14 protein-coding genes are annotated in these 19,455 nt (G+C 72.5%); 13 read left to right on the forward strand and 1 reads right to left on the reverse strand.

The genetic code is table 11. From position 1 onward, the window contains the following. Position 1: 1 nt before the first annotated feature. The 13 genes from AB0K43_RS02760 to AB0K43_RS02820 all read left to right on the forward strand — a co-directional run bounded on the left by AB0K43_RS02760 (position 2) and on the right by AB0K43_RS02820 (position 18,758). On the forward strand, positions 2–1,045 hold the full coding sequence (locus AB0K43_RS02760) for a LysR family transcriptional regulator (RefSeq protein WP_363635032.1): 1,044 nt from the start codon (positions 2–4) through the stop codon (positions 1,043–1,045). Between the two features lie 74 nt (positions 1,046–1,119). Continuing rightward, the gene (locus AB0K43_RS02765; protein WP_363635034.1) at positions 1,120–1,842 is read left to right on the forward strand and encodes an SRPBCC domain-containing protein; all 723 of its coding nucleotides are present in this window, start codon (positions 1,120–1,122) and stop codon (positions 1,840–1,842) included. A 4-nt stretch (positions 1,843–1,846) separates the two neighbouring features. Then, positions 1,847–3,022: an XdhC family protein gene (locus tag AB0K43_RS02770; RefSeq protein ID WP_363635036.1), complete on the forward strand. Its 1,176-nt coding sequence runs from the start codon at positions 1,847–1,849 to the stop codon at positions 3,020–3,022. Positions 3,023–3,156: 134 nt separating this feature from the next. Beyond that, positions 3,157–4,275 (forward strand): hypothetical protein, encoded by a 1,119-nt coding sequence (locus AB0K43_RS02775; protein WP_363635038.1) that lies wholly within the window; start codon positions 3,157–3,159, stop codon positions 4,273–4,275. A 40-nt stretch (positions 4,276–4,315) separates the two neighbouring features. Then, the gene (locus AB0K43_RS02780; RefSeq protein WP_363635040.1) at positions 4,316–5,320 is read left to right on the forward strand and encodes a TauD/TfdA family dioxygenase; all 1,005 of its coding nucleotides are present in this window, start codon (positions 4,316–4,318) and stop codon (positions 5,318–5,320) included. 403 nt (positions 5,321–5,723) lie between these two features. Then, the gene (locus AB0K43_RS02785) at positions 5,724–8,270 is read left to right on the forward strand and encodes a DUF6603 domain-containing protein (RefSeq protein WP_363635042.1); all 2,547 of its coding nucleotides are present in this window, start codon (positions 5,724–5,726) and stop codon (positions 8,268–8,270) included. 40 nt (positions 8,271–8,310) lie between these two features. After that, entirely contained in the window at positions 8,311–10,554 is a 2,244-nt protein-coding gene (locus AB0K43_RS02790) for a hypothetical protein (RefSeq protein ID WP_363635044.1), read from the forward strand. 37 nt (positions 10,555–10,591) lie between these two features. Next, positions 10,592–14,065 carry a hypothetical protein gene (locus tag AB0K43_RS02795; RefSeq protein ID WP_363635046.1) on the forward strand — a complete coding sequence of 1,158 codons (3,474 nt, stop codon included), beginning with the start codon at positions 10,592–10,594 and terminating at the stop codon, positions 14,063–14,065. A gap of 67 nt (positions 14,066–14,132) precedes the next feature. Next, positions 14,133–15,269 (forward strand): hypothetical protein, encoded by a 1,137-nt coding sequence (locus AB0K43_RS02800; protein WP_363635048.1) that lies wholly within the window; start codon positions 14,133–14,135, stop codon positions 15,267–15,269. A gap of 52 nt (positions 15,270–15,321) precedes the next feature. Beyond that, positions 15,322–16,416 (forward strand): hypothetical protein, encoded by a 1,095-nt coding sequence (locus AB0K43_RS02805; RefSeq protein WP_363635050.1) that lies wholly within the window; start codon positions 15,322–15,324, stop codon positions 16,414–16,416. 43 nt (positions 16,417–16,459) lie between these two features. Beyond that, a complete protein-coding gene (locus AB0K43_RS02810) occupies positions 16,460–17,590 on the forward strand; it encodes a hypothetical protein (RefSeq protein ID WP_363635052.1) in 1,131 nt (376 codons plus the stop codon). Positions 17,591–17,655: 65 nt separating this feature from the next. Further along, the gene (locus AB0K43_RS02815) at positions 17,656–18,189 is read left to right on the forward strand and encodes a hypothetical protein (protein WP_363635054.1); all 534 of its coding nucleotides are present in this window, start codon (positions 17,656–17,658) and stop codon (positions 18,187–18,189) included. Then, positions 18,180–18,758 (forward strand): hypothetical protein, encoded by a 579-nt coding sequence (locus tag AB0K43_RS02820; protein ID WP_363635056.1) that lies wholly within the window; start codon positions 18,180–18,182, stop codon positions 18,756–18,758. Before AB0K43_RS02815 ends, AB0K43_RS02820 begins: the two co-directional genes overlap by 10 nt. A gap of 23 nt (positions 18,759–18,781) precedes the next feature. Here the strand turns inward: AB0K43_RS02820 and AB0K43_RS02825 are convergent, their stop codons facing one another. Then, positions 18,782–19,441 (reverse strand): hypothetical protein, encoded by a 660-nt coding sequence (locus AB0K43_RS02825; RefSeq protein WP_363635058.1) that lies wholly within the window; start codon positions 19,439–19,441, stop codon positions 18,782–18,784. Positions 19,442–19,455 lie beyond the last annotated feature (14 nt).

The following is a 19,455-nucleotide window of genomic DNA, read 5'->3' on the forward strand; positions in this document are numbered from 1 at the left end:
GATGACCCTCACGCAACTCAGAGCCTTCGTGGCGGTGGCGCGACTGGGCTCGGTCAAGGCCGCGGCGCTGTCCCTGCGGGTCAGCGAGCCCGCGGTGTCGGGCGCGGTGGCGGCGCTCCGCCGCGAGCTGGGCGACCCGCTGTTCGTCCGGGCGGCCGGCGGGATCGCGCTCACCCCGGGCGGGCGACGGCTGGCGGCGGGCGCGGCCGAGATCGTGGGACTGGCCGAGGAGACCCGCCGGCGCGTCCGCGAGGCCGGGACGGAGACCTCGTACCTGCGGGTGGCCGCCACCGAACCGAGCGCCGAGCAGATCGTCCCACCGCTGCTGGAGTCCTTCGTCCGCCGGCATCCGGAGGTGGAGTCCAGCACCCTCGCGGTGCCCGCCCGGGTCCTCACCGAGCTGCTGCTGGACCGTCGGGCCGACGTGGCGATCGGCCCCGCCCCGGCTGCCGCCCCCGGCGGCGGTTCCGGCGACGGCGACGGCGACGGGTCCGCGGGCGACCAGGACCCGGCGCCCGAGGCCGTCGAGCACCTCCCGTTCCTGAAGTTCCAGCTGGTCGTGGTGGCCGCGCCGCGCCACGCCGGTGCGGGCCTGGAACGGGCGGGCGACGGGCCGCTGCGCCTGCCGCTCAGCCGGCTGCCGCGCGAGCACTGGCTGCTCGGCCCGGGGCAGCTCGATCCGGCCACACCCGGCGGCGCCTTCCTGGCCAGGCACGGCGTCGGCGAGGCCAGCGTCTCGATCTTCCCCAGCACCACGGCGGCGCTCAACGCGGTGGCGGCCGGCGACGGGCTCTCGCTGACCCTGCTCCACCTGGTCCGCGACGAACTGCGGCACGGCACCCTCACCGTGCTGGACATCCCCGGCACCCCGGTCAACGGCGTCCTGCGGGCCAGTGCGCTGCGCGGCGACCGCCGCTCGCCGGCCGCGTCCGCGCTGTGCCGGTTCGTGACCACGCCCGCCGCGCTGCGCAGCCTGCTGAGCCGGAGCACCGGGGTGCCGGGCGCCCACTTCCACCCCACCGTGCACGTGAGCCTGTGGAGCTGACCCGCGAGCGCGCGCGCCGCGCCTGAGCGATCCTTGAACTGCACGTCGACGAACCGGCGAGGAGGCCCGAGCGCATGGAGTTCACCCACGAGTTCCGTGTGAGCCTGCCGATCGAAGCGGCCTGGGAGCTGTTCACCGACATCCCGCGGCTGGCGCCCTGCATGCCGGGTGCGCAGCTGACCGCCGTCGAGGGGGACCGCTACCGCGGGACGGTCAAGGTGAAGGTCGGACCGGTCACGATCGTCTACCGGGGCGTGGCCACCTTCGAGGAGCGCGACGACGCCGCTCACACCGTCCGCCTCAAGGCCTCCGGCCAGGACACCCGTGGCCAGGGCAACGCCGAGGCGCACATCACCGCCCGACTCGCACCGGACGGCGAGGGCACCCGGGTGACCGCGCAGACCCGGCTGAGCATCACCGGGAAGGCGGCCCAGTTCGGGCAGGGGGTGATCGAGGAGATCAGCAAGAAGCTGCTGGGGAGGTTCGTGGACTGCCTGGAGCAGCGCTCGGACACCGGCCCCGCCGAGGCCACCGCCGGCCCCACGGGCCCCACCCCGACCGTCAGCGTCCCCACCGTCGGTGCTCCGACCGTCGGTGCTCCGACCGGCAGTGCCCCGACCGCCGACGCGCCCGCGAGCGCCCCCACGGACGAGCCGCTGGACCTGTTGGACGTCGCCCGCGGTGCGCTGCTCAAGCGCCTGGTGCCGGCCGCCGCCGGGGCGCTGATCGTCCTCGCGCTGGTGGTCGGGCTGCGGCGGGCCCGGCGCTCCGGCCGGTGCTGCCGCCGCTGCGGGTGACACCGTGCGTGACGTCCTGGACGAGGTGTACCCGTGGTACCTGGCCGGTGAGACCGTCGGGCTCGCCACCGTGGTCAGCACCTTCCGCAGTGCGCCGCGCGCCCCCGGGGCCGCGATGGCGGTGTCCGGGTCGGGCACCGTGGTCGGCAGCGTGTCGGGCGGCTGCGTGGAGGCGGACGTCTACGAGGAGGCCCGGGAGACCCAGAGCACCGGCCGGCCGGTGCTGCGCCGGTACGGCGTGAGCGACCAGGACGCCTTCGAGGTCGGGCTCAGCTGCGGCGGCACCATCGAGGTCTTCGTCGAGCCGGTGTCCCGCCGGACCTTCCCCGAACTGCCCGCGGTGATGGCGTCGTTGACCGCCGACGAGCCGGTCGCGACGGCCACCGTGGTGGCCGGCCCGGCCTCCGGCGCGGGCTCGCTCGGCGGCCGGCTGGTGATCTGGCCGGACCGGACCGCCGGCACGCTCGGCTCCCCGGCACTGGACGGCACGGTCACCGTGGACGCGCGCGGCCTGCTCGACCACGGCACCAGCGCGCTGGCCCACTACGGCCCGGCGGGGCAGCGCCAGGGCGAGGAGGTCGCGGTCTTCGTCGGGTCCTTCGTCCCGGCGCCACGACTGCTGGTCTTCGGCGCCCTCGACTACGCCGCCGCCGTCGCCGAGTTGGGCAGCTACCTCGGCTACCGCGTCACGGTCTGCGACGCCCGTCCGGTGTTCGCCACCGCGGCCCGCTTCCCGCACGCGGACGAGGTGGTGGTGCGCTGGCCGCACGAGTACCTGGCCGAGGAGGCGGCGGCGGGCCGGCTCGACGATCGGACGGCGGTGGCCGTGCTGACCCACGATCCCAAGTTCGACGTGCCGCTGCTCGTGACCGCGCTACGACTGCCCCGGCTCGCCTACGTCGGCGCCCTGGGCTCCCGCCGCACCCACCTGGACCGGCTCGTCCGGCTGCGCGAAGCCGGCCTGGGGGAGGGGGAGTTGTCCCACCTGGCGGCCCCGGCCGGGCTCGACCTGGGCGCCCGCACCCCGCAGGAGACCGCGGTCTCCATCCTGGCCGAGATCATCGCCACCCGCTGGGGCGGCAGCGGGCACCGGCTGACCGCTACCGCGGGCCCGATCCACACCGGCGGCGCACCCGACGAACGCCCCTCGGCCGACGGCCGGGCAGCCGCCCAGGCGTAGCCCCGCGCACCCGCACCCTCGCTCCCTGGCCGGCCACCGGATCGGCCTCGGTCGCCAACTACCTTGAACTGCAAGGGAAATGGTCTTGCGAATCGAGGTTTCGCGCCGGCTGTTCCTGGCGAACCATGTCAACCATGGGCATGTCACCGGTCGCCGGTCATCCTGCTGTTGCCGTCTTCCGCGAACCCCGAGGCGGGCGGCCCACCCCGGAGCTGGGCCGGCGGGTCGAAGCCGAGGCGAGACGGACCGCGCGCGTGCTGGCCGGGGTGCCGACCCACGCCGGACCGCAGGAGCGGACCGGCCGGCTGCGCCGGAGCGCCGCGGCGGCGGGGGAGTTGGTGGCCGCACTGGCGGCGCTGGCTCCGGCCGTGGCCGGTGAGGGACTGCCGGCGGAGTCGACCAGCCAGTCGTTCTTCCGGGTCCGTGAGGTGGAGCTGTCGGACCAGCAGGCCGCCCTGCACGGCGTCCTGGTCGTCCACCGCGGGCTGCGGGACCTCTGCGACGCACCGCTCTCGGGCGCGGACCTGGCAGGGGAGCTGGCCGGCATGCGACTGTCGGTACTCGACCTCACCGGTGCGGCGCCGGGGGGTGCCACCGACGCCGGGCAGCCGGTGGACGTCCCCGAGCCCGGTCCGGGGCCGTCGCGGGAGAGCGTGTGGAGCGCCCGGTGGCTGATCGGGCACCAGGTCCACGTCCTGTTCAACGTCTGCGCCGCGGTCGCCGTGGCCGACGCCACCCGCCGGCTGCGGCAGGGCGACGCTGCTGCCGCCCTGCTGCGGCTGGCGGACGCGACGGTGTACGTGCGGGGATTCCCGGCGGCCATGACCCATGCCGGCACCGTTCCGGCCGACTACTACCTGGCGGCGATCCGCCACACCATGGCGCCGCCGTCGGTGGACGCCCCGCTGAGCGGTCGCCAGCACCGCGGGTACAAGCTGTTCCGAGCGGCGATGAAGGACCTGCTGTCGGTGGTTCCGGACCCCTACGAGCAGCTGGCGGCCCGCGCCCCGGAGCTGGCCGAGGCGCGCGGCGCACTTCTGGAGGCCGACCTCGTGGACGCCGAGCGGCACGTCACCCTCGCGTACTCGATGGTGCAGCTGCGCCGGTCCATCGCCCAGCAGCCCGAAGGCCCCGACAACGCCGTCGCCGAACTACGGCTCATGCGCCACCGCCGTGCGGCCCGGTACGCCTCCCTGATCCGATTCGGGGACCACTACGTCGCCGACGCCGTGGCCCGCCTGCGGCACCCATGACTCCGCGCGTCCGCCGCCCGTAGCCAGGCAGGAGACCCTGATGCCCGAGACGACGCCCGGCACCACCCCAAGCAGTGTCATCGCCGACCGGACGCTGGATCCGGCCGCTGCCGGCGCGTGCGACCGGCTGGCCCGCGCCCTGTGCGCCGGCGGGGACGGCCGGGTCGACAGCCCCGCGTGGGTGGCCCGGGCCAGGGACGCCTGGGAGGACCTTCCGCCGGCGCTGCGCCGCGCGGTGGCCCGCTTCCGGCGGCACTCCGGTCCGCACGGCACCCTGGTGATCGGCGGCCTGCCCGTGGATGCGGCCGCCCTGCCCGCCACCCCGACCGTGCCCGGTTCGGTCCAGCGCCGGGCGACCGTCCCGGCCGCGGTGCTCACCATGGTGGCCTGCGGACTCGGCGAGCCGCTCGCCTACCTGGCGGAGAAGTCCGGCGCCCTGGTGCAGGACGTCGTGCCCGTGCCGGGGCAGGAGAGCTTCCACGGCAACGCCGGGTCGGTGCCGCTGTCCTTCCACACCGAGAACGGCTTCCACCCCCATCCGCCCGACCACGTGGTCTTCCTGTGCCTGCGCGCCGACCACGACCGGGTCGCCGGCATGCGCGTGGCCGGCATCCGCCGAGCGCTGCCGCTCCTCACCCCGGCCAGCCGGGAGGCCCTGTTCGCACCGGAGTTCATCACCACACCACCGCCCTCCTTCGGCCGCACCGGCGCGAGCGGTCCGGATGCCGAGCCCCGGCCGGTGCTCGCGGGGGCGGCCGAGGACCCCGACATCCGGATGGCCCAGCTCGTCACCACCCCGCTCACCGCCCGGGCCGCCGCCGCGCTGGCCGAGTTCGGCCGCGCCTGCGAGGCGACCGCCCGCACCCTGCGCCTGAGCCCCGGAGACCTGGTCGTCATCGACAACCGCGTCACCGTCCACGGCCGAACCGCGTTCCGGCCCCGGTACGACGGAGCCGACCGCTGGCTGCAACGCACCTACGTCACCGCCGATCTGCGCCGCTCCCGGGACCACCGACCTGGCGACGGCCACGTGCTCGCCCGCTGACCGGTCAACAGGGAGCGCCGGCCCGCAGGTTGGCTCTCGGGCCGGCCCACGCGTCGGCCTTCGGTTCGGCCTTCGGTTCGGCCCCGAGGTTGGCCGGTTTTCGGTGCCGCGCCCGGGGCCGGAGGGCGGCGGCGGCACGCGGGGCACCGTCGACCGTCGGCCCGGATGCCTTCCGCAGCCGGTTGAAACGCTTCTGCAGGCGGGGGAGTTCGGCAGTGGAAGCGTCACTCTTCGGTGAGGTTTGTACACTTTCTTTCAGCCATACTCGTCACCTGCTGTAGTTGTTCGTGTCCGCAAAGTGTTCGCCTGGCTAGGCTCCTCGCAGCGGACACGACAGGCCCGTCGCCGAGGCCGGCGCGTGCTTCCGCCATTTCCCTTTCCCACCAGTCGAGGGCGGAACGCTGTGGCAGCACGCGTGGAGGACGTTCGGAAGCTACTCGACCGGGCGGCGGGTGGTTCGGTCGAGATCCCGGTGTCCGTGTTCGCCGACCCCGACGCCGCGGCGCTCGTCTTCCCGGGCGGCGCGGTGCGGATCGACGGCGCGGTGAGCGATCCGCAGGCCCTGTCGGTCGGCGGGCAGGCCAAGGTGACCGCATCCTCGGCACCGGTGGACGTCGCCTTCACCGTCGACGGCGAGTGGGTGACCGGCACGGTGGCCGCGGTCGACCTCGGCGAGGGCCGCCGGCTCGTCCTGGTCGACGGCACCCCGGCGGGCACCGAACTGCCCGCGGGCGCCTGGGCGCTGACGGAAGGCCGGGCACTGCGGCTGACCAGGCGCACCCCCGCCCCGCCGACCGACCCCGAGCGCCTGGACGGCCTGGGCCGAGCACTGCCCTCGGTGAAGCACCGGGACGGCGCCGCCCGCGACCGCACCCCCCAGGCGCTGGTCACCGAGCACGGCATCCTCACCCCGCGCCCCGGCCCGCGGCGCCGCAAGGGCATGCGGGTCCTGGAGGCGCCGACGGTGCGCGGCTGGTCGCCGATCGGCACCCCCGGCGGCGACAACGGCCTGAGCGTCGACTACTACAACCCGCCGCTGCGGATCGCCGGCGCGCTGACCGCACTCCCGGCCTCCCCGCCGTACAAGACGGTGGTCGGCGGCGTCCTGCTGGTCGACACCGGCGCGTTCAACGGCTCGGCCATGGGTGCCTACGTGGTCCCCGACGGCACCGGCGCCGATCCGTCGCTCTTCGCCTACGGCTCGCTCGGCAGCCAGGTCGGCTTCGGCCCGCCGCTGTTCCAGGTGCGCGGCATCTCGGCCGGGTTCGGCTGGAACAGCCGGGTGCGGGTCCCGGCCGCCGACGCGCTGGGGAGCTTCCCGTTCCTGGTCGCGCTCGACAACCCCGGCGAGATCGGCGCCGACGACGAGGAGGTCGACCCGCTCAAGGTCCTCGGCGAGCTGATCAGCGGCTCCAACCCGTGGGTGCGGCCGCAGGAGGGCGACCTCTGGTTCGCCGCGGGCCTCGCCTTCGACTGCTTCGAGACCTTCCGCGGCCACGCCATGGCGCTGGTGCAGACCGGCTCCGACCTGACGATCAGCCTGCTCGGCGTGGCCGGGATGCAGCTGCCCACCAAGAGCGACAAGAAGATCGCCCGGGTGGAGATCGGCATCGAGGCGACCCTGCGCCCGACCGCGGGGGAGCTGAGCATCGGTGCCGCCTTCACCGAGAAGACCTTCCTGATCGACCCGAACTGCAAGCTGCGCGGCGGCGTCGGCATGAAGTTCTGGTTCGGCAACCACGCCAACGCCGGCGACTTCGCCTTCATGCTCGGCGCGATCCCGGCCGGCCGGGAACTGCCCACCCGCTACCCCCGCCAGCAGCCCGCCGGTCTGACCTGGGGCGTCGGCTCCACCGTCAACATCACCGGCAACGCCTACGCCGCCTTCACCCCCAAGTCCCTGATGGCCGGCGGCTCCCTGGACGTCGTCTTCCAGTCCGGGATGCTGCGCGCCTGGCTCACCGCCCGGGTGGACGCCCTGCTGGAGTGGAACCCCTTCTACTTCGACGTCGGCATGGGCATCCGGGTCGGCGTCTCCGCGACCATCAAGGTCTGGTTCGTCAAGATCAGGATCTCGATCGAGGTCGGCGTCAGCGTCCGGGTCTGGGGCCCCGCGGTCGGTGGCGAGGCCACCGTCCACCTCTGGTTCATCTCCTTCACCATCGGATTCGGCGCCGGCCGCCGCAACCAGGCCCCGGCGCTGGACTGGGGCGGCTTCCAGGGCATGCTGCCGCCGCCCGAGAACATGGTCCGCACCACCCCGGTCGCCGGATACACCGGCGAGGGCGCCCCGGCCACCCGCGGCGCGGTCAAGCCGTGGCTGGTCAGCAACGGCGGCTTCACCTTCACCGCCGACACCCAGGCCCCCGTCAGCAAGGTCTACCTGAACCAGGGCGGCGACAGCATCGAGGTCGCCGGCGACAGCGCGGTGGACATCCTGCCCATGCACCAGCGGGGCAAGGGCAGCGAACTGCGCGTCTGGCTCAGCTACAACGGCCTGGCCGCGAGCCTGACGCCATGGGGCCGCGCCGTCCTGCGCGGCAACGTCCCCAACGGCCTGTGGGGTCAGCGGCCCGACGCGCCGAACGACGGGATCATCCCCGACCGGGTCCTCGGGATCCGGCTGACCTCGCCGCCGGTCGACCACGGCACCTCCACCGGGTTCCTCGACGAGCAGGCCATCTCCTTCGACCCGATCAACCCCGACGGCAACCAGCCGCTGTCCGCCGCCGACCCGGCCACCGGCCCGACGCCGACGCGGCCCGGTGGCGTCATCGCCGCGATCCAGGACGGCATCGACACCGCCGCCACCCGCGCCGGCCGCGCCGCCCTGGCCCAGGCCCTGACCGCTCTCGGCGCCGACCTCGGCACGCTCGACACCGACCTGAGCGCCTACGCGAACGCCGCCGGCACCGCCTTCACCGCCGAGCCGATGCTCGTCGCCGGCTGACCCCTCGCCCTCCGCCGCGCCCTGTCGAAAGGCACGCCCCGTGACCACCACCTCCGAACCCGCCCCCCGGCCGCGCACCACCGCGCCGGGAGCCGAGCACCGCACCCGGTTCTTCGACCACCGCATCCCGTCGCTGTACGCCGGCCGGTACCGGATCGACAACCGGCAGGTCCTCAAGGACCTCGACGGCGCGGACCGCGTCATCGACGCCACCCCGCAGCCCTTCGACGTCGTCCAGCCGCGCTTCAGCTTCGACCCGACCGGCATCAACGCGCAGTTCCCCGTGCCGGACGCGGTCGGCACCTACAGCCAGACCCTCGCCCACATCAACCTCGACGCCCCCGGCCTGCCCTGGAACCGTCCGCTCGGCCCGGGGCAGCCCGCCGCCGTCCCGTGGATGGCCCTGCTGCTCTTCCGCGAGGACGAACTGCCCGAGGACCCGGACGCCGTGGGCCTGGTCAAGACCGGCACCGTACGCCGGCTCCTGGACGGTGCCCTGGGCGCCGGCAAGCCCCCCGCCCTGCCGCCGGAGAGCCTGCGCCCGGACGAGTACGAGGAGGAGTGCGCCACCGTCCTCGTCCCCAAGGCGCTGTTCGACGCGGTGAAGCCGCTGCCCGTCGAGCTGGGCTACCTCGCGCACCTGCGCGAGGGCGGCCGCCCCGACGCCACCCGCGCCGGGGCGGACCCCGAACCGGACGAGGGCGAACTCAACGCCGTCCTGGTCGCCAACCGCTTCCCCGCCGCCACCGGCGGGCGCCACGTCGCGCACCTGGTCTCGCTCGAAGGCTTCGACCGGTACCTGACCACCCCCGCGCCCACCGAGGGCGTCCGCCTGGTCTCCCTCACCAGCTGGTCCTTCACCACCGAGCCGGACTCCGGGGTCGGCTTCGGCGACCTCGCCCAGCACCTGGCCACCACCGACGGCACCACCCCGCGCCCCGCCGACCAGCTGCGCCTGCGCGTGCCGACCACCGCTCCGGCCAACCCGGCCGGCCCGCAGCAGGAGGCCCTGGACCGGATGGCGGGCGGGGCCGTCGCGCTGCCGCAGCGCCTGGAGACCGGCGAGCGCACCCTCGCCTTCTACCGCGGCCCGCTCACCGCCCAGCCGGCCCGGAGCCTGCCCGCGCCGGCCGCCACCCGGCTGGACTCCCCGGGCGAGGCACTGATCTACCTGCGGCAGTACGGCGTCTTCGACACCGCCTACGCCGCCGCGTTCACCACCGGCCGCACCCTGGCCCTCGCGGACGCCGAGTTCCGCACCGCCCTGCTGGAGTTCCGCTCCGCGGCCCGGAGCGCGGCCCGCCGCCTGGCCTCCCACCCGGAGCTCGCCGCCGGCGCCGTGACCGCCCTGACCGGCCGCCACCTCACCGCGCCACTCGCCTTCGAGGCCTTCGACCGCCTGCTCGCGGACGGCGACGCACGCTCCGGCGGCGCCCGTCTCGTGCAGGCCCTCGACCACGCCGGGCCGCAGCTGCGCGCCGGCCGCCGCCGCACCGCTGCCCGTACCGCCGCCCGCACCCGCCGCAGCATCGGCGACGCGCGCACCGTCCTCGCCCAGCCCGGCGTCGCCGCCCTGCTCACCCAGGCCGCCCCCGACGAGTTCGCGAAGGTCACCGCCTGGCTGGACGCGCTGCGCCGGCTGGAACTGCTGAGCCTGTCCCACCTGGTGCCCGACCCGCGCGCGCTGCCGGCGGAGAGCATCCGCTTCGCCTACCTCGACACCTGCTGGGTGCGGGCGGCCGTCGACGGCGCGCTGAGCGTCGGCGTCGGCCACACCCTGGACGCCGACCTCAACGCGCTCGCCACCGGTGGCGGGCCGGTCCCGAAGTGCGCGGTGTTGATCAACTCCAGCCTGGTCCCGAACTGGCCCCACACCATCGTCACCGCCTACCAGGGCGCCCGCGCCGTCGAGCCCGTCCGCGACGCGGTGTTCGGCCTGGAGACCCGCCTGCTGCTCTTCCCCGAGGTCATCGACCGCTTCGAGCTGGCCGAACCACCGCGAGGACTCTGCTTCGGCATCGGCGATGTCGGCACCATCGAACTGCGGGAGATCACCGGGGACCGGATCGGCCACCCGATGGGGGAGTTCCCGCAGCCGGCCGGGTTCGCCCGCTTCCTGCGCGCGGGCGGGCAGGACGTGCTCAACGTCGAGGGCACCGGCGACGCGCTGCTGACCGCACTGTCCCGGGCGCACGGGCTCCAGGGGACCGCGCGGATCTCCTCCGCCCAGTTCGCCCTCCAGATGATCAACGCACCGCAGGCGCAGACCTTCTCCCGGCCCTGAGCCCCGCCCACCCCGCAGCGACGAAAGGACCCGGGCCATGTCCGTGGACAACACCCTCATCGTGCCGGTCGAGGTCGCGGCCCTCGCCGTGAACCGGCAGACCCGCGACACGGGCACCCCGCACGTGTTCCACCGCTGGATCACCAACTTCAAGGACATCGGCGACGGCGTCGCCCCCGAGCCCGCCCCGTTCTCCAGCCCCGAGGAGTGGACCGGCCGGGAGGACCGCCTCGGCGTCTACCTGCAGTGGGAGCTGCCGGCCGCGCTCACCCGCGGCCGCCACGACGAGGAGGAGGGCATCGGCGACTTCCCCCTGGTGCCCAACCGGTGGCTCGTCGTCCGCCACACCGACAGCACCCGCACGCTCAAGGCCTGGATCGTCGAGAGCGACTACCTCGACCCGATGGACGGCAGCGTCTCCTTCCAGAACCCCGACTTCGTGCCCGGCCCCGACGCCGAGGAACCCGCCGCGACCCTGATCGGCAAGTGCCACGAACTCACCGGCCCCTGGCGCGAACCCACCGATCGCCGGGCACCGTTCCTCACCGCGATCGGCCCCGGGCTGCTGACCTTCTCGGTCTTCCAGCCCTACAACAGCAACGTCTTCTCCCTCCACGACTCCCTCCTGGACACCCCCGGGGCCGAACTGCCCGGGCGGGAGCGGCTCAGCTACTTCGTCGCCGGCTGGTACGCGGACGCCGGCAGCGACATCCTGGCCGGCACCGACGACCTCGCCGCGCTGCTGGAGCGCCTGCAGTGGACGCCGCCCGTCGGCTCCGGCAGCGGCATCCGCTCCTCCGTCTACTCCGGCACCGTGCTGGGCCTGGACTGGGACCTGGCCGGCCCCGTCCCCGACTCGCCCTGCCCCAGGCCCGCCGACGTCACCCCGATCGTGTCCAACAGCATCGCCGAGGCCGTCGCCGAACTCGGCGCCCAGGCGGACGGCCAGGGCGCCCTGTCCGCCGACGAGGCCGAGCTGTTCCGCGCGTTCCTGCTCGGCGGAATCGACGCGCTGGAGGAGCGCGACCGGCCCGAGGCGGACATCCTCACCGACCGCCGCGCCCACGACAGCGCCTTCGGCCCGGTCGCCGGCGGGTACCGCTGGTTCATCGGCGAACGCGGCGAGGAGACCGGCCGCAGCACCTCCCGCGCGGCCCGGGCCGCCGAGGCCGACACGGTCGCCGAACTCAACCGCCGTCAGGCCGCCCACGACACCGCCGAGGCCGAACTCGACGCCGCCCGCGAACACCTCTACCACCTGTGGTGGCTCGGCCACCTCAAGAAGAAGTCCGACGAGTTCACCGGCCGCATCGACGACGAACTCGACCCGGGCAACGCGCAGGGCGCCGCCGGCCGCGTCGTCGCCCTCGCCCGCGAGGTGGCCCGGCAGCGCGCCGAACTGCCCTGGGGCAAGAGCGAAACCGACCTGGCGGCCCGCATCGACACCCTGTACCCGGCCTACGGAGCCCGCGCCGCCCGCCGCCTGATCCGGGTGCCCGCCGAGGACTTCGAGTACAGCGCCGACCCGGTCCTCACCCTGGAGGGCGCCAACCTCCACGCCCCGCTCACCCGCGACACCGCCCTGCCCTGCCGCACCCCCGAGCGCCTGGTCACCCGCGCCTCCGGCACCAGCACCGCCGACGTCGCCGCCGTCGCGGCCCAGATCAACCTCACCGGCGAGCAGCCGGCCGCCCTCCCCGCACTGCTCGCCGAGTTCCTCATCCTCGACCGCGCCCTGAAGTCCGGCGCGATCCGCGATGTCACCGGCACCCTTCCCGAGTACGGCACCGCGCCCTGGGCCATGCCCTGGCAGCCGCTGTTCCTGCTCTGGAAGGCCGAGTACTTCCCGCTGCCGCTGCGCGAGGGCGACACACCGCACTGGGAGTTCGTCGACGGCTCCCGCTACCGCTGGAAGGGCACCGGGGAGCCCGGCACCCCGCTGGTCGTCTCCGGCCGCCAGACCCTCGCCCCCAGCGCCGGCCACATCGTCGACGGCACCCTCCAGAGCTACGCCCGGGTGCGCGACCAGCTGTCCGCCGACGCCGTGCGGCAGGTCCGGTCCCAGGCCCGCGAGGCGAACTACCTCTCCCAGACCCTGGACGGCTTCGGCGCCGCCCTCGCCCAGCGCCAGCCCCTGGCCGGCCTCCAGCCCACCGGCGAACTCGCCGACCTGATCGGGAACGGCGACTACCCCCCGCCGGACCCCGGGCCCCTGAAGGCCAGCGACTGGGATCCCGACCCCGTCTCCACCTTCCAGGAGCTGCGCGCCGGCCAGCTCGCCTTCCTCGACCTGGCCGTCGTCGACCGCTTCGGACGCTCCGTCAACCTCATCACCGATCCGGCGCACTTCGCGCCCGAGATGCCCGACACCATGCGGCCGGCCCACCCCGTCAGCGGCTACGACTCCGACCGGCTGGTCGAGCTCGGCCCGCGCCTGCTCCAACCGGCCCGGCTGCGCTTCGACTTCCTCGCCGCCACCGGCGACGAGGACACCGACCTGACCCCCGGCGCCAACCCGGTCTGCGCCTGGCTGCTGCACAACCGCCTCGACCAGTCCCTCGTGGTGTACGCCCCCGACGGGGCCGCCCTCGGTGAACTCCGGGTCACCCTGAACGCCGGCGGCACGCGGGAGGTCTCCTGGTCCGCCCTGCCCGGCTCCGAGGTCGACCGGCTGGAGCAGTTGGAGCCGCTGGCCCCCCACCCGTACCGGCTGCTCACCGCGGTGAAGACCCGCGGCCCGCAGACCTTCGACGCGCTCCGCGCCACCGTCGACCGGGCGTTGCAGACCATCGACCCCGACGGCCCCGCCGACCCCGGGCTCGGCTTCCTGCTCGGCCGCCCGCTCGCCCTGGTCCGCACCCGCCTCACCATGAACCTGCGCGGACCGCTGCGCGGCGACGTCAGCTGGCAGAACCTCTTCGCGCCGGTCGAATCCGAGCTGCCCGGCTACCCCTGGGCGATCCGCCTCGGCGAGGCGCAGCAGAGCGACGACGGCCTGGTCGGGTACGTCCTCGACGACGACTACGAGCACTTCGAGACGGTCGTCGACCCGGCCGCCGGGGGTGGCGACTACCTGCGGCCGATCGGCGACCGTCCCAGCCTGGAGCTGGACTTCGGCGACCACAGCACCGCGGTCGCCACCGTGCTGCTGGACCCCCGGGCGGCCGTGCACGCCACCACCGACATCCTCGCCACGAAGCGGGTCTTCGTCCCGCAGGAGTTCACCGACCTGGCGATCGCCCGGATGTCGGTCAACTTCCGCACCGGCCCGCTCCTGGCCGCCACCACGGCCCTGCGCGGCCCGCAGGGCGCGACCGAGGAGACCGTCCTGATGCCGACCCCGGCCGGCGTCCTCGGCACCTGGACCTGGTCCGAGAACCGCGGCGGCGACTGGCAGAAGCTGCCGATCCTCAGCCAGGACCAGTACGACCTTCCCCTCGCCGAACCCGAGATCCGCTCCGGCTTCCTCACCCTGGACGACGCGGTCGCGCACAGCCGCGCCGAGCACTGACGACCACTGCGCCGCGCGCCGTCCCGGGAACGGGGCGGCGCGGCCCCCGCATCCGAGGAGAACCCCCGTGTCCGTCGTGATCCAGACCCGGAACGCCGATTCCGCCGCCGACGAGCCGCTGCTGACCTACCAGATCACCACCACCCCGAGCCCGCTGAAGGCTTCGCCGGAGAACCCGCAGGCTCCCGAGGAGATCGGGGAACTGATCATCTCCGTCGCCCGGCAGAGCGGCACCCCGGCCGATGTGGAGTGGATCAAGGTGAAGGTCCCGGCCGGGACGATGGCACCCGACCTCGCCACCGACCTGAACAAGATCACCCCCCGGATCAGCCTCACCGGCTGGACCGTCCGACTGGACGGCGCCGCCAAGGAGTTCGTCTGCGCGCCCGCCGGCAGCCACGCGCCGATCGGCCCGGACACCGGCTTCACCATCCAGCTGTCCGACATCCCCGTCAGCCGCAAGGTCGGCACCGCCCCGATCACCGTCACCGAACGCTCCCGCACCGGGAACTCCGCCTTCCAGAACCGGTCCACGGTCTTCCACCTCGGTAAGTTCCCGGCCGACTTCTACCTGCGCAACTTCCTGTGCGAGCCCTCCATCATCCCCAACGGCGGCGACGTCAAGCTGACCTGGGAACGCTCCGCCAACGCCACCTACGAACTCCTCTACGGCGACGTCAACCGCGACGTCACCAACCGCACCGGCCTGGACCTCGAAGGCATCAAATCCGACACCACCTTCTACCTCCGCGCCACCACCGGCGATCCTTCCAACCCGGTCGTCCGGATCCTCTCCACCCAGGTCACCGTCATCAAACCCGACCTGAGCGTAGGTGACCTGGTGGTGAACGGCATGCTGTCCGTCCTTAAATCGGCGCAGTTCCAGCGGATTTACCCGACAAGAAACCGGACGTATCGGGTGACGAATGATGGAATTCTGCACGGCGTCGTCAGGGCGAATCCCGGCGCTTCGGCCCGGGTGTCGGTAATTCTTTACAACGACGATGGAACGATGGGGACGCAGGACCTCTATCTTTCGGAAGCGAGCGGAAGTACTGCCGTCTGTACGTCCTTCACCGTAGCCCTTGCCGGTCAGCAGCGAGTTGCTATCGCACTGTTCGACGACGGCTGGGGCCCGGGGGACGCCAGGTCGCTCCGGCTGGAGTGGCGTCCCTTCGGCCTCGGTGAGCTGGTCGAGCAATGATGTGGCCACTCCAGCTGTTTCGCGCCGTCACCGAACCGTCGAGGAGATTCCCGTGACCCTGGTTGTCCAGATGCAGAACCCTGTCGGTACTGCCGCGAATGATCCGTTGTTGTCGTATGTGGTGAGTACGACGCCGAGTCCGTTGAAGGCGTCGCCGGAGAATCCGCAGGTGCCGGAGGAGACCGGGGAGGTCGTGATCTCGGTGTCGCGGCAGAGTGGTACGCCGGCGGATGTGAGGTCGGTGCGGGTGAAGGTGCCGGCGGGGGTGATGTCGCCGGATCTGGCGACGGATCTGGCGAAGGTGACGCCGAGGATCACGTTGGCGGGGTGGAGTGCCCGGTTGGACGCTGCGGCGAAGGAGTTCGTGTTCTCGCCGGCGGCGGATCACACGCCGGTCGGTCCGGAGCTGGGGTTCACGATCCAGCTGTCGGACATCCCGATGAGTCGCAAGGTGGGCACCGCGCCGGTCACGGTGACGGAGTCGTCCCGGACCGGGAGTTCGGCGTTCCAGGACCGGACGGTCGTCTTCAACATCGGGAAGTTCCCGGCCGACTTCTATCTGCGGAACTTCCTGTGCGAGCCGTCGATCATCCCCAACGGCGGTGATGTGAAGCTGACGTGGGAGCGCTCGGCGAATGCGAAGTACGACCTGCTCTACCCGGGGGTGGAGCGGGACGTCACCGACCGGAGCGGCCTGGAGCTGGAGGGCATCAAGTCCGACACCACCTTCTACCTCCGCGCCACCACCGGCGATCCTTCCAACCCGGTCGTCCGGATCCTCTCCACCCAGGTGAGCGTTCTCAAGCCCGACCTGGACATCGGCAACCTCACCGTCAACGGGATCACCAGGACCAACGGTGCGGTGAACATGATGCGCATGCACCGACTTGCCACCATCGAACGGGACACCAGGTTCATCGCGCAGTCCGACGGTCTGGTGATCGCCACCCTCAATCCGAACACCCCGGGCGGGGCGTGCGAGGTTGTCACCAGCAACGACGCGCAGCAGATGAGCAACAGCAATCGGACAGTGGTGGGCCCCGTACTCGCCGGAATCCCGATCAGCTTCACCTGGAGCCAGCCAGGTCGCGCCAGCGCGACGCTCTACTACTTCGGTCATGCCATCGAGAAGCCTGTACCTGAGTAGCAGACCGGGGCAGCACAGTTCCCTATTCTCCGAGGAGATTCCCGTGACCGTGGTCGTCCAGATGCAGAACCCTGTCGGTACTGCCGCGAATGATCCGTTGTTGTCGTATGTGGTGAGTACGACGCCGAGTCCGTTGAAGGCGTCGCCGGAGAATCCGCAGGTGCCGGAGGAGACCGGGGAGGTCGTGATCTCGGTGTCGCGGCAGAGTGGTACGCCGGCGGATGTGAGGTCGGTGCGGGTGAAGGTGCCGGCGGGGGTGATGTCGCCGGATCTGGCGACGGATCTGGCGAAGGTGACGCCGAGGATCACGTTGGCGGGGTGGAGTGCCCGGTTGGACGCTGCGGCGAAGGAGTTCGTGTTCTCGCCGGCGGCGGATCACACGCCGGTCGGTCCGGAGCTGGGGTTCACGATCCAGCTGTCGGACATCCCGATGAGTCGCAAGGTGGGCACCGCGCCGGTCACGGTGACGGAGTCGTCCCGGACCGGGAGTTCGGCGTTCCAGGACCGGACGGTCGTCTTCAACATCGGGAAGTTCCCGGCCGACTTCTATCTGCGGAACTTCCTGTGCGAGCCGTCGATCATCCCCAACGGCGGTGATGTGAAGCTGACGTGGGAGCGCTCGGCGAATGCGAAGTACGACCTGCTCTACCCGGGGGTGGAGCGGGACGTCACCGACCGGAGCGGCCTGGAGCTGGAGGGCATCAAGTCCGACACCACCTTCTACCTCCGCGCCACCACCGGCGATCCTTCCAACCCGGTCGTCCGGATCCTCTCCACCCAGGTCACCGTCATCAAACCCGACCTCGAGATCGGCAGCCTCACCGTCCACGGAGACGCGGTTCTCAACGGATCACTCACCGCGAACGGAAACGTCGATCTTACGCGGGGAAAGGAGGTGAAGCTGTTCAGCGACCTTCACGTTGAACTCACCGGAAATCTCAAGCCGGGCGCTCCCTGGAACTATGTGTTCCCGTGCGACGGAATCATCACCGTGCTGCACACGCTGACCACCCACAGCCTCTACCGGCCCACGGATTCTGGCGGCTGGGGGCTTATCACCCATGGGAACGACGAATTCCGGCACCCCGTACGGAAGTCCTGGCGCCTTGAAGTCTCAGCCAGAACCAGCGGTAACGCCTCGATGCTCTTCTACCCCTTCGGAGCCCGCTCCTGATCGGGGGAGCGGCTCGCACTGACAGGTAAGGACTACCCGTGACCCTCGTGACCCAGACTGCAGAAGTGGACGCCGCAGCCGACGAAGCGTTGCTGTCGTTCGGGATCACCACCACCCCGAGCCCCCTGAAGGCGTCACCGGAGAACCCACAGGCGCCTGAGGAGGTCGGCGAGATCGTGATCTCGGTCGCCCGCCAGAGCGGTACCCCGGCCGACGTCGAGTCGATCAAGGTCAAGGTCCCGGCCGGGACGATGGCGCCGGACCTCGCCACCGACCTGGCGAAGGTCACTCCCCGCATCACCCTGACCGGCTGGAGTGCCCGGCTGGACGCCGCCGCCAAGGAGTTCGTGTTCTCGCCCACCGGCAGCCACGCGCCGATCGGCCCGGACACGGGGTTCACGATCCAGCTGTCCGACATCCCGATGAGCCGCAAGGTCGGTACGGCACCGGTCACGGTCACCGAGCGGTCCCGCACCGGGAGTGCGGCCTTCAAGGACAGACCCACCGTCTTCAACCTCGGCAAGTTCCCCGCCGACTTCTATCTGCGGAACTTCCTCTGCACCCCCTCCATCATCCCCAACGGGGTGACGTGCAACTGACCTGGGAGCGCTCCGCCAACGCCACCTACGAACTCCTCTACGGCGACGTCAACCGGGATGTCACCCACCGGAGCAGCCTCCCTCTCGAAGGCATCAGGTCCGACACCACCTTCTACCTCCGCGGCACCACCGGCGATCCTTCCAACCCGGTCGTCCGGATCCTCTCCGCCCAGGTCAGCGTCATCAAGCCTGACCTGGAGGTCGGCGACCTGACCGTCCACGGCAACCTCGGCCTCGCCGGGTACTCCCAGTGGATCGTCCCGCGGAGCACCACGACGTACACGGTCCCCTGTGACGGCCTCCTCGTCGTGGAGGTGGACAACAAGGACACCGCGAAGCGGGCCAACCTGCGGGTGCTGGTCGACCAGCCGCCGCCCAAGACCCGCCGGCCGCACATCTCGCTGCTCTCCCCCGGCCAGTGCCATACCTTCACCATCCCGCTCTTCAAGGGCAGGGACATCGCGGTCGCGCTCGGCTGGAACGAGGAAGTCTGGGTGAGCAGCACCCAGAGCGTGGACCTCTACTGGTATCCCTACGGTGGTTCCGGTGATCTCGCCGTCAAGGCGTAGCGGGGCTCGGTGGGAGGGCTGCGTCAGCCGTTGTCGTGGCGGTAGAAGTCGACGGAGACCTTGACCGGTCCGTCGTCCGTACCGGTCGAGAGCACCCGTACGACGGCGACGTCCCGGCTGGTCCGGGCCCGGACGCAGAAGGCGCGGCCGGGGCCGTGGGTGGTGAAGGGGAGTGCGGTGTCGGGCCGGCTGTCGATGCCCTTGACGCAGTCGGCGAGGGTGGGTCGGCTGCCCGCCGGGGCGATGTAGGCATCGCTGTCCTCGGGGACGAAGAACTCGTCGGTGGTGCGCCCGACGTACCAGGTCGCGGTGGACTGGGGGACGACGCTGCCGGCCGTGAGGTCGAACTCGTAGGTGTGGTCCGGTGAGGTGAGTTCGGTGCCGGTGTGGACGGCGGTGTAGTCGCCGCCCTCGTCCGCGCCCGGGTCCAGCAGGTAGCACGCTCCACCGGCGCCCGCCAGGAGAGCCACGGCGCCCGCCGCCACCGCAGCCCGGGCGCCACGGCGCGGGCGGGGTGCCGGCTCGCCGGCAGGTGCGGCCGGAGCGACCCGGATCGTCCGCAGGTCGGCCACGGCCCCCGCCGGGTCGAGGACGGTCGGCGGTGCCGCCGGGGCGGTGGGCAGTTCGGTGCGGCGGCTGATCTCGGTGCTGATCTGCTGCGGCAGCCAGTCTGGGGCCGGCAACTGACCGGCGTCCA

It is taken from the genome of Kitasatospora sp. NPDC049258, assembly GCF_040678895.1.
In the GTDB taxonomy this organism is placed as follows: domain Bacteria; phylum Actinomycetota; class Actinomycetes; order Streptomycetales; family Streptomycetaceae; genus Kitasatospora.

Coding starts and splice junctions, on each gene's coding strand:
- AB0K43_RS02795 (WP_363635046.1), top strand. CDS start 10,592: ATGTCCGTGGACAACACCCTCATCGTGCCGGTCGAGGTCGCGGCCCTC.
- AB0K43_RS02765 (WP_363635034.1), top strand. CDS start 1,120: ATGGAGTTCACCCACGAGTTCCGTGTGAGCCTGCCGATCGAAGCGGCC.
- AB0K43_RS02780 (WP_363635040.1), top strand. CDS start 4,316: ATGCCCGAGACGACGCCCGGCACCACCCCAAGCAGTGTCATCGCCGAC.
- AB0K43_RS02775 (WP_363635038.1), top strand. CDS start 3,157: ATGGGCATGTCACCGGTCGCCGGTCATCCTGCTGTTGCCGTCTTCCGC.
- AB0K43_RS02760 (WP_363635032.1), top strand. CDS start 2: ATGACCCTCACGCAACTCAGAGCCTTCGTGGCGGTGGCGCGACTGGGC.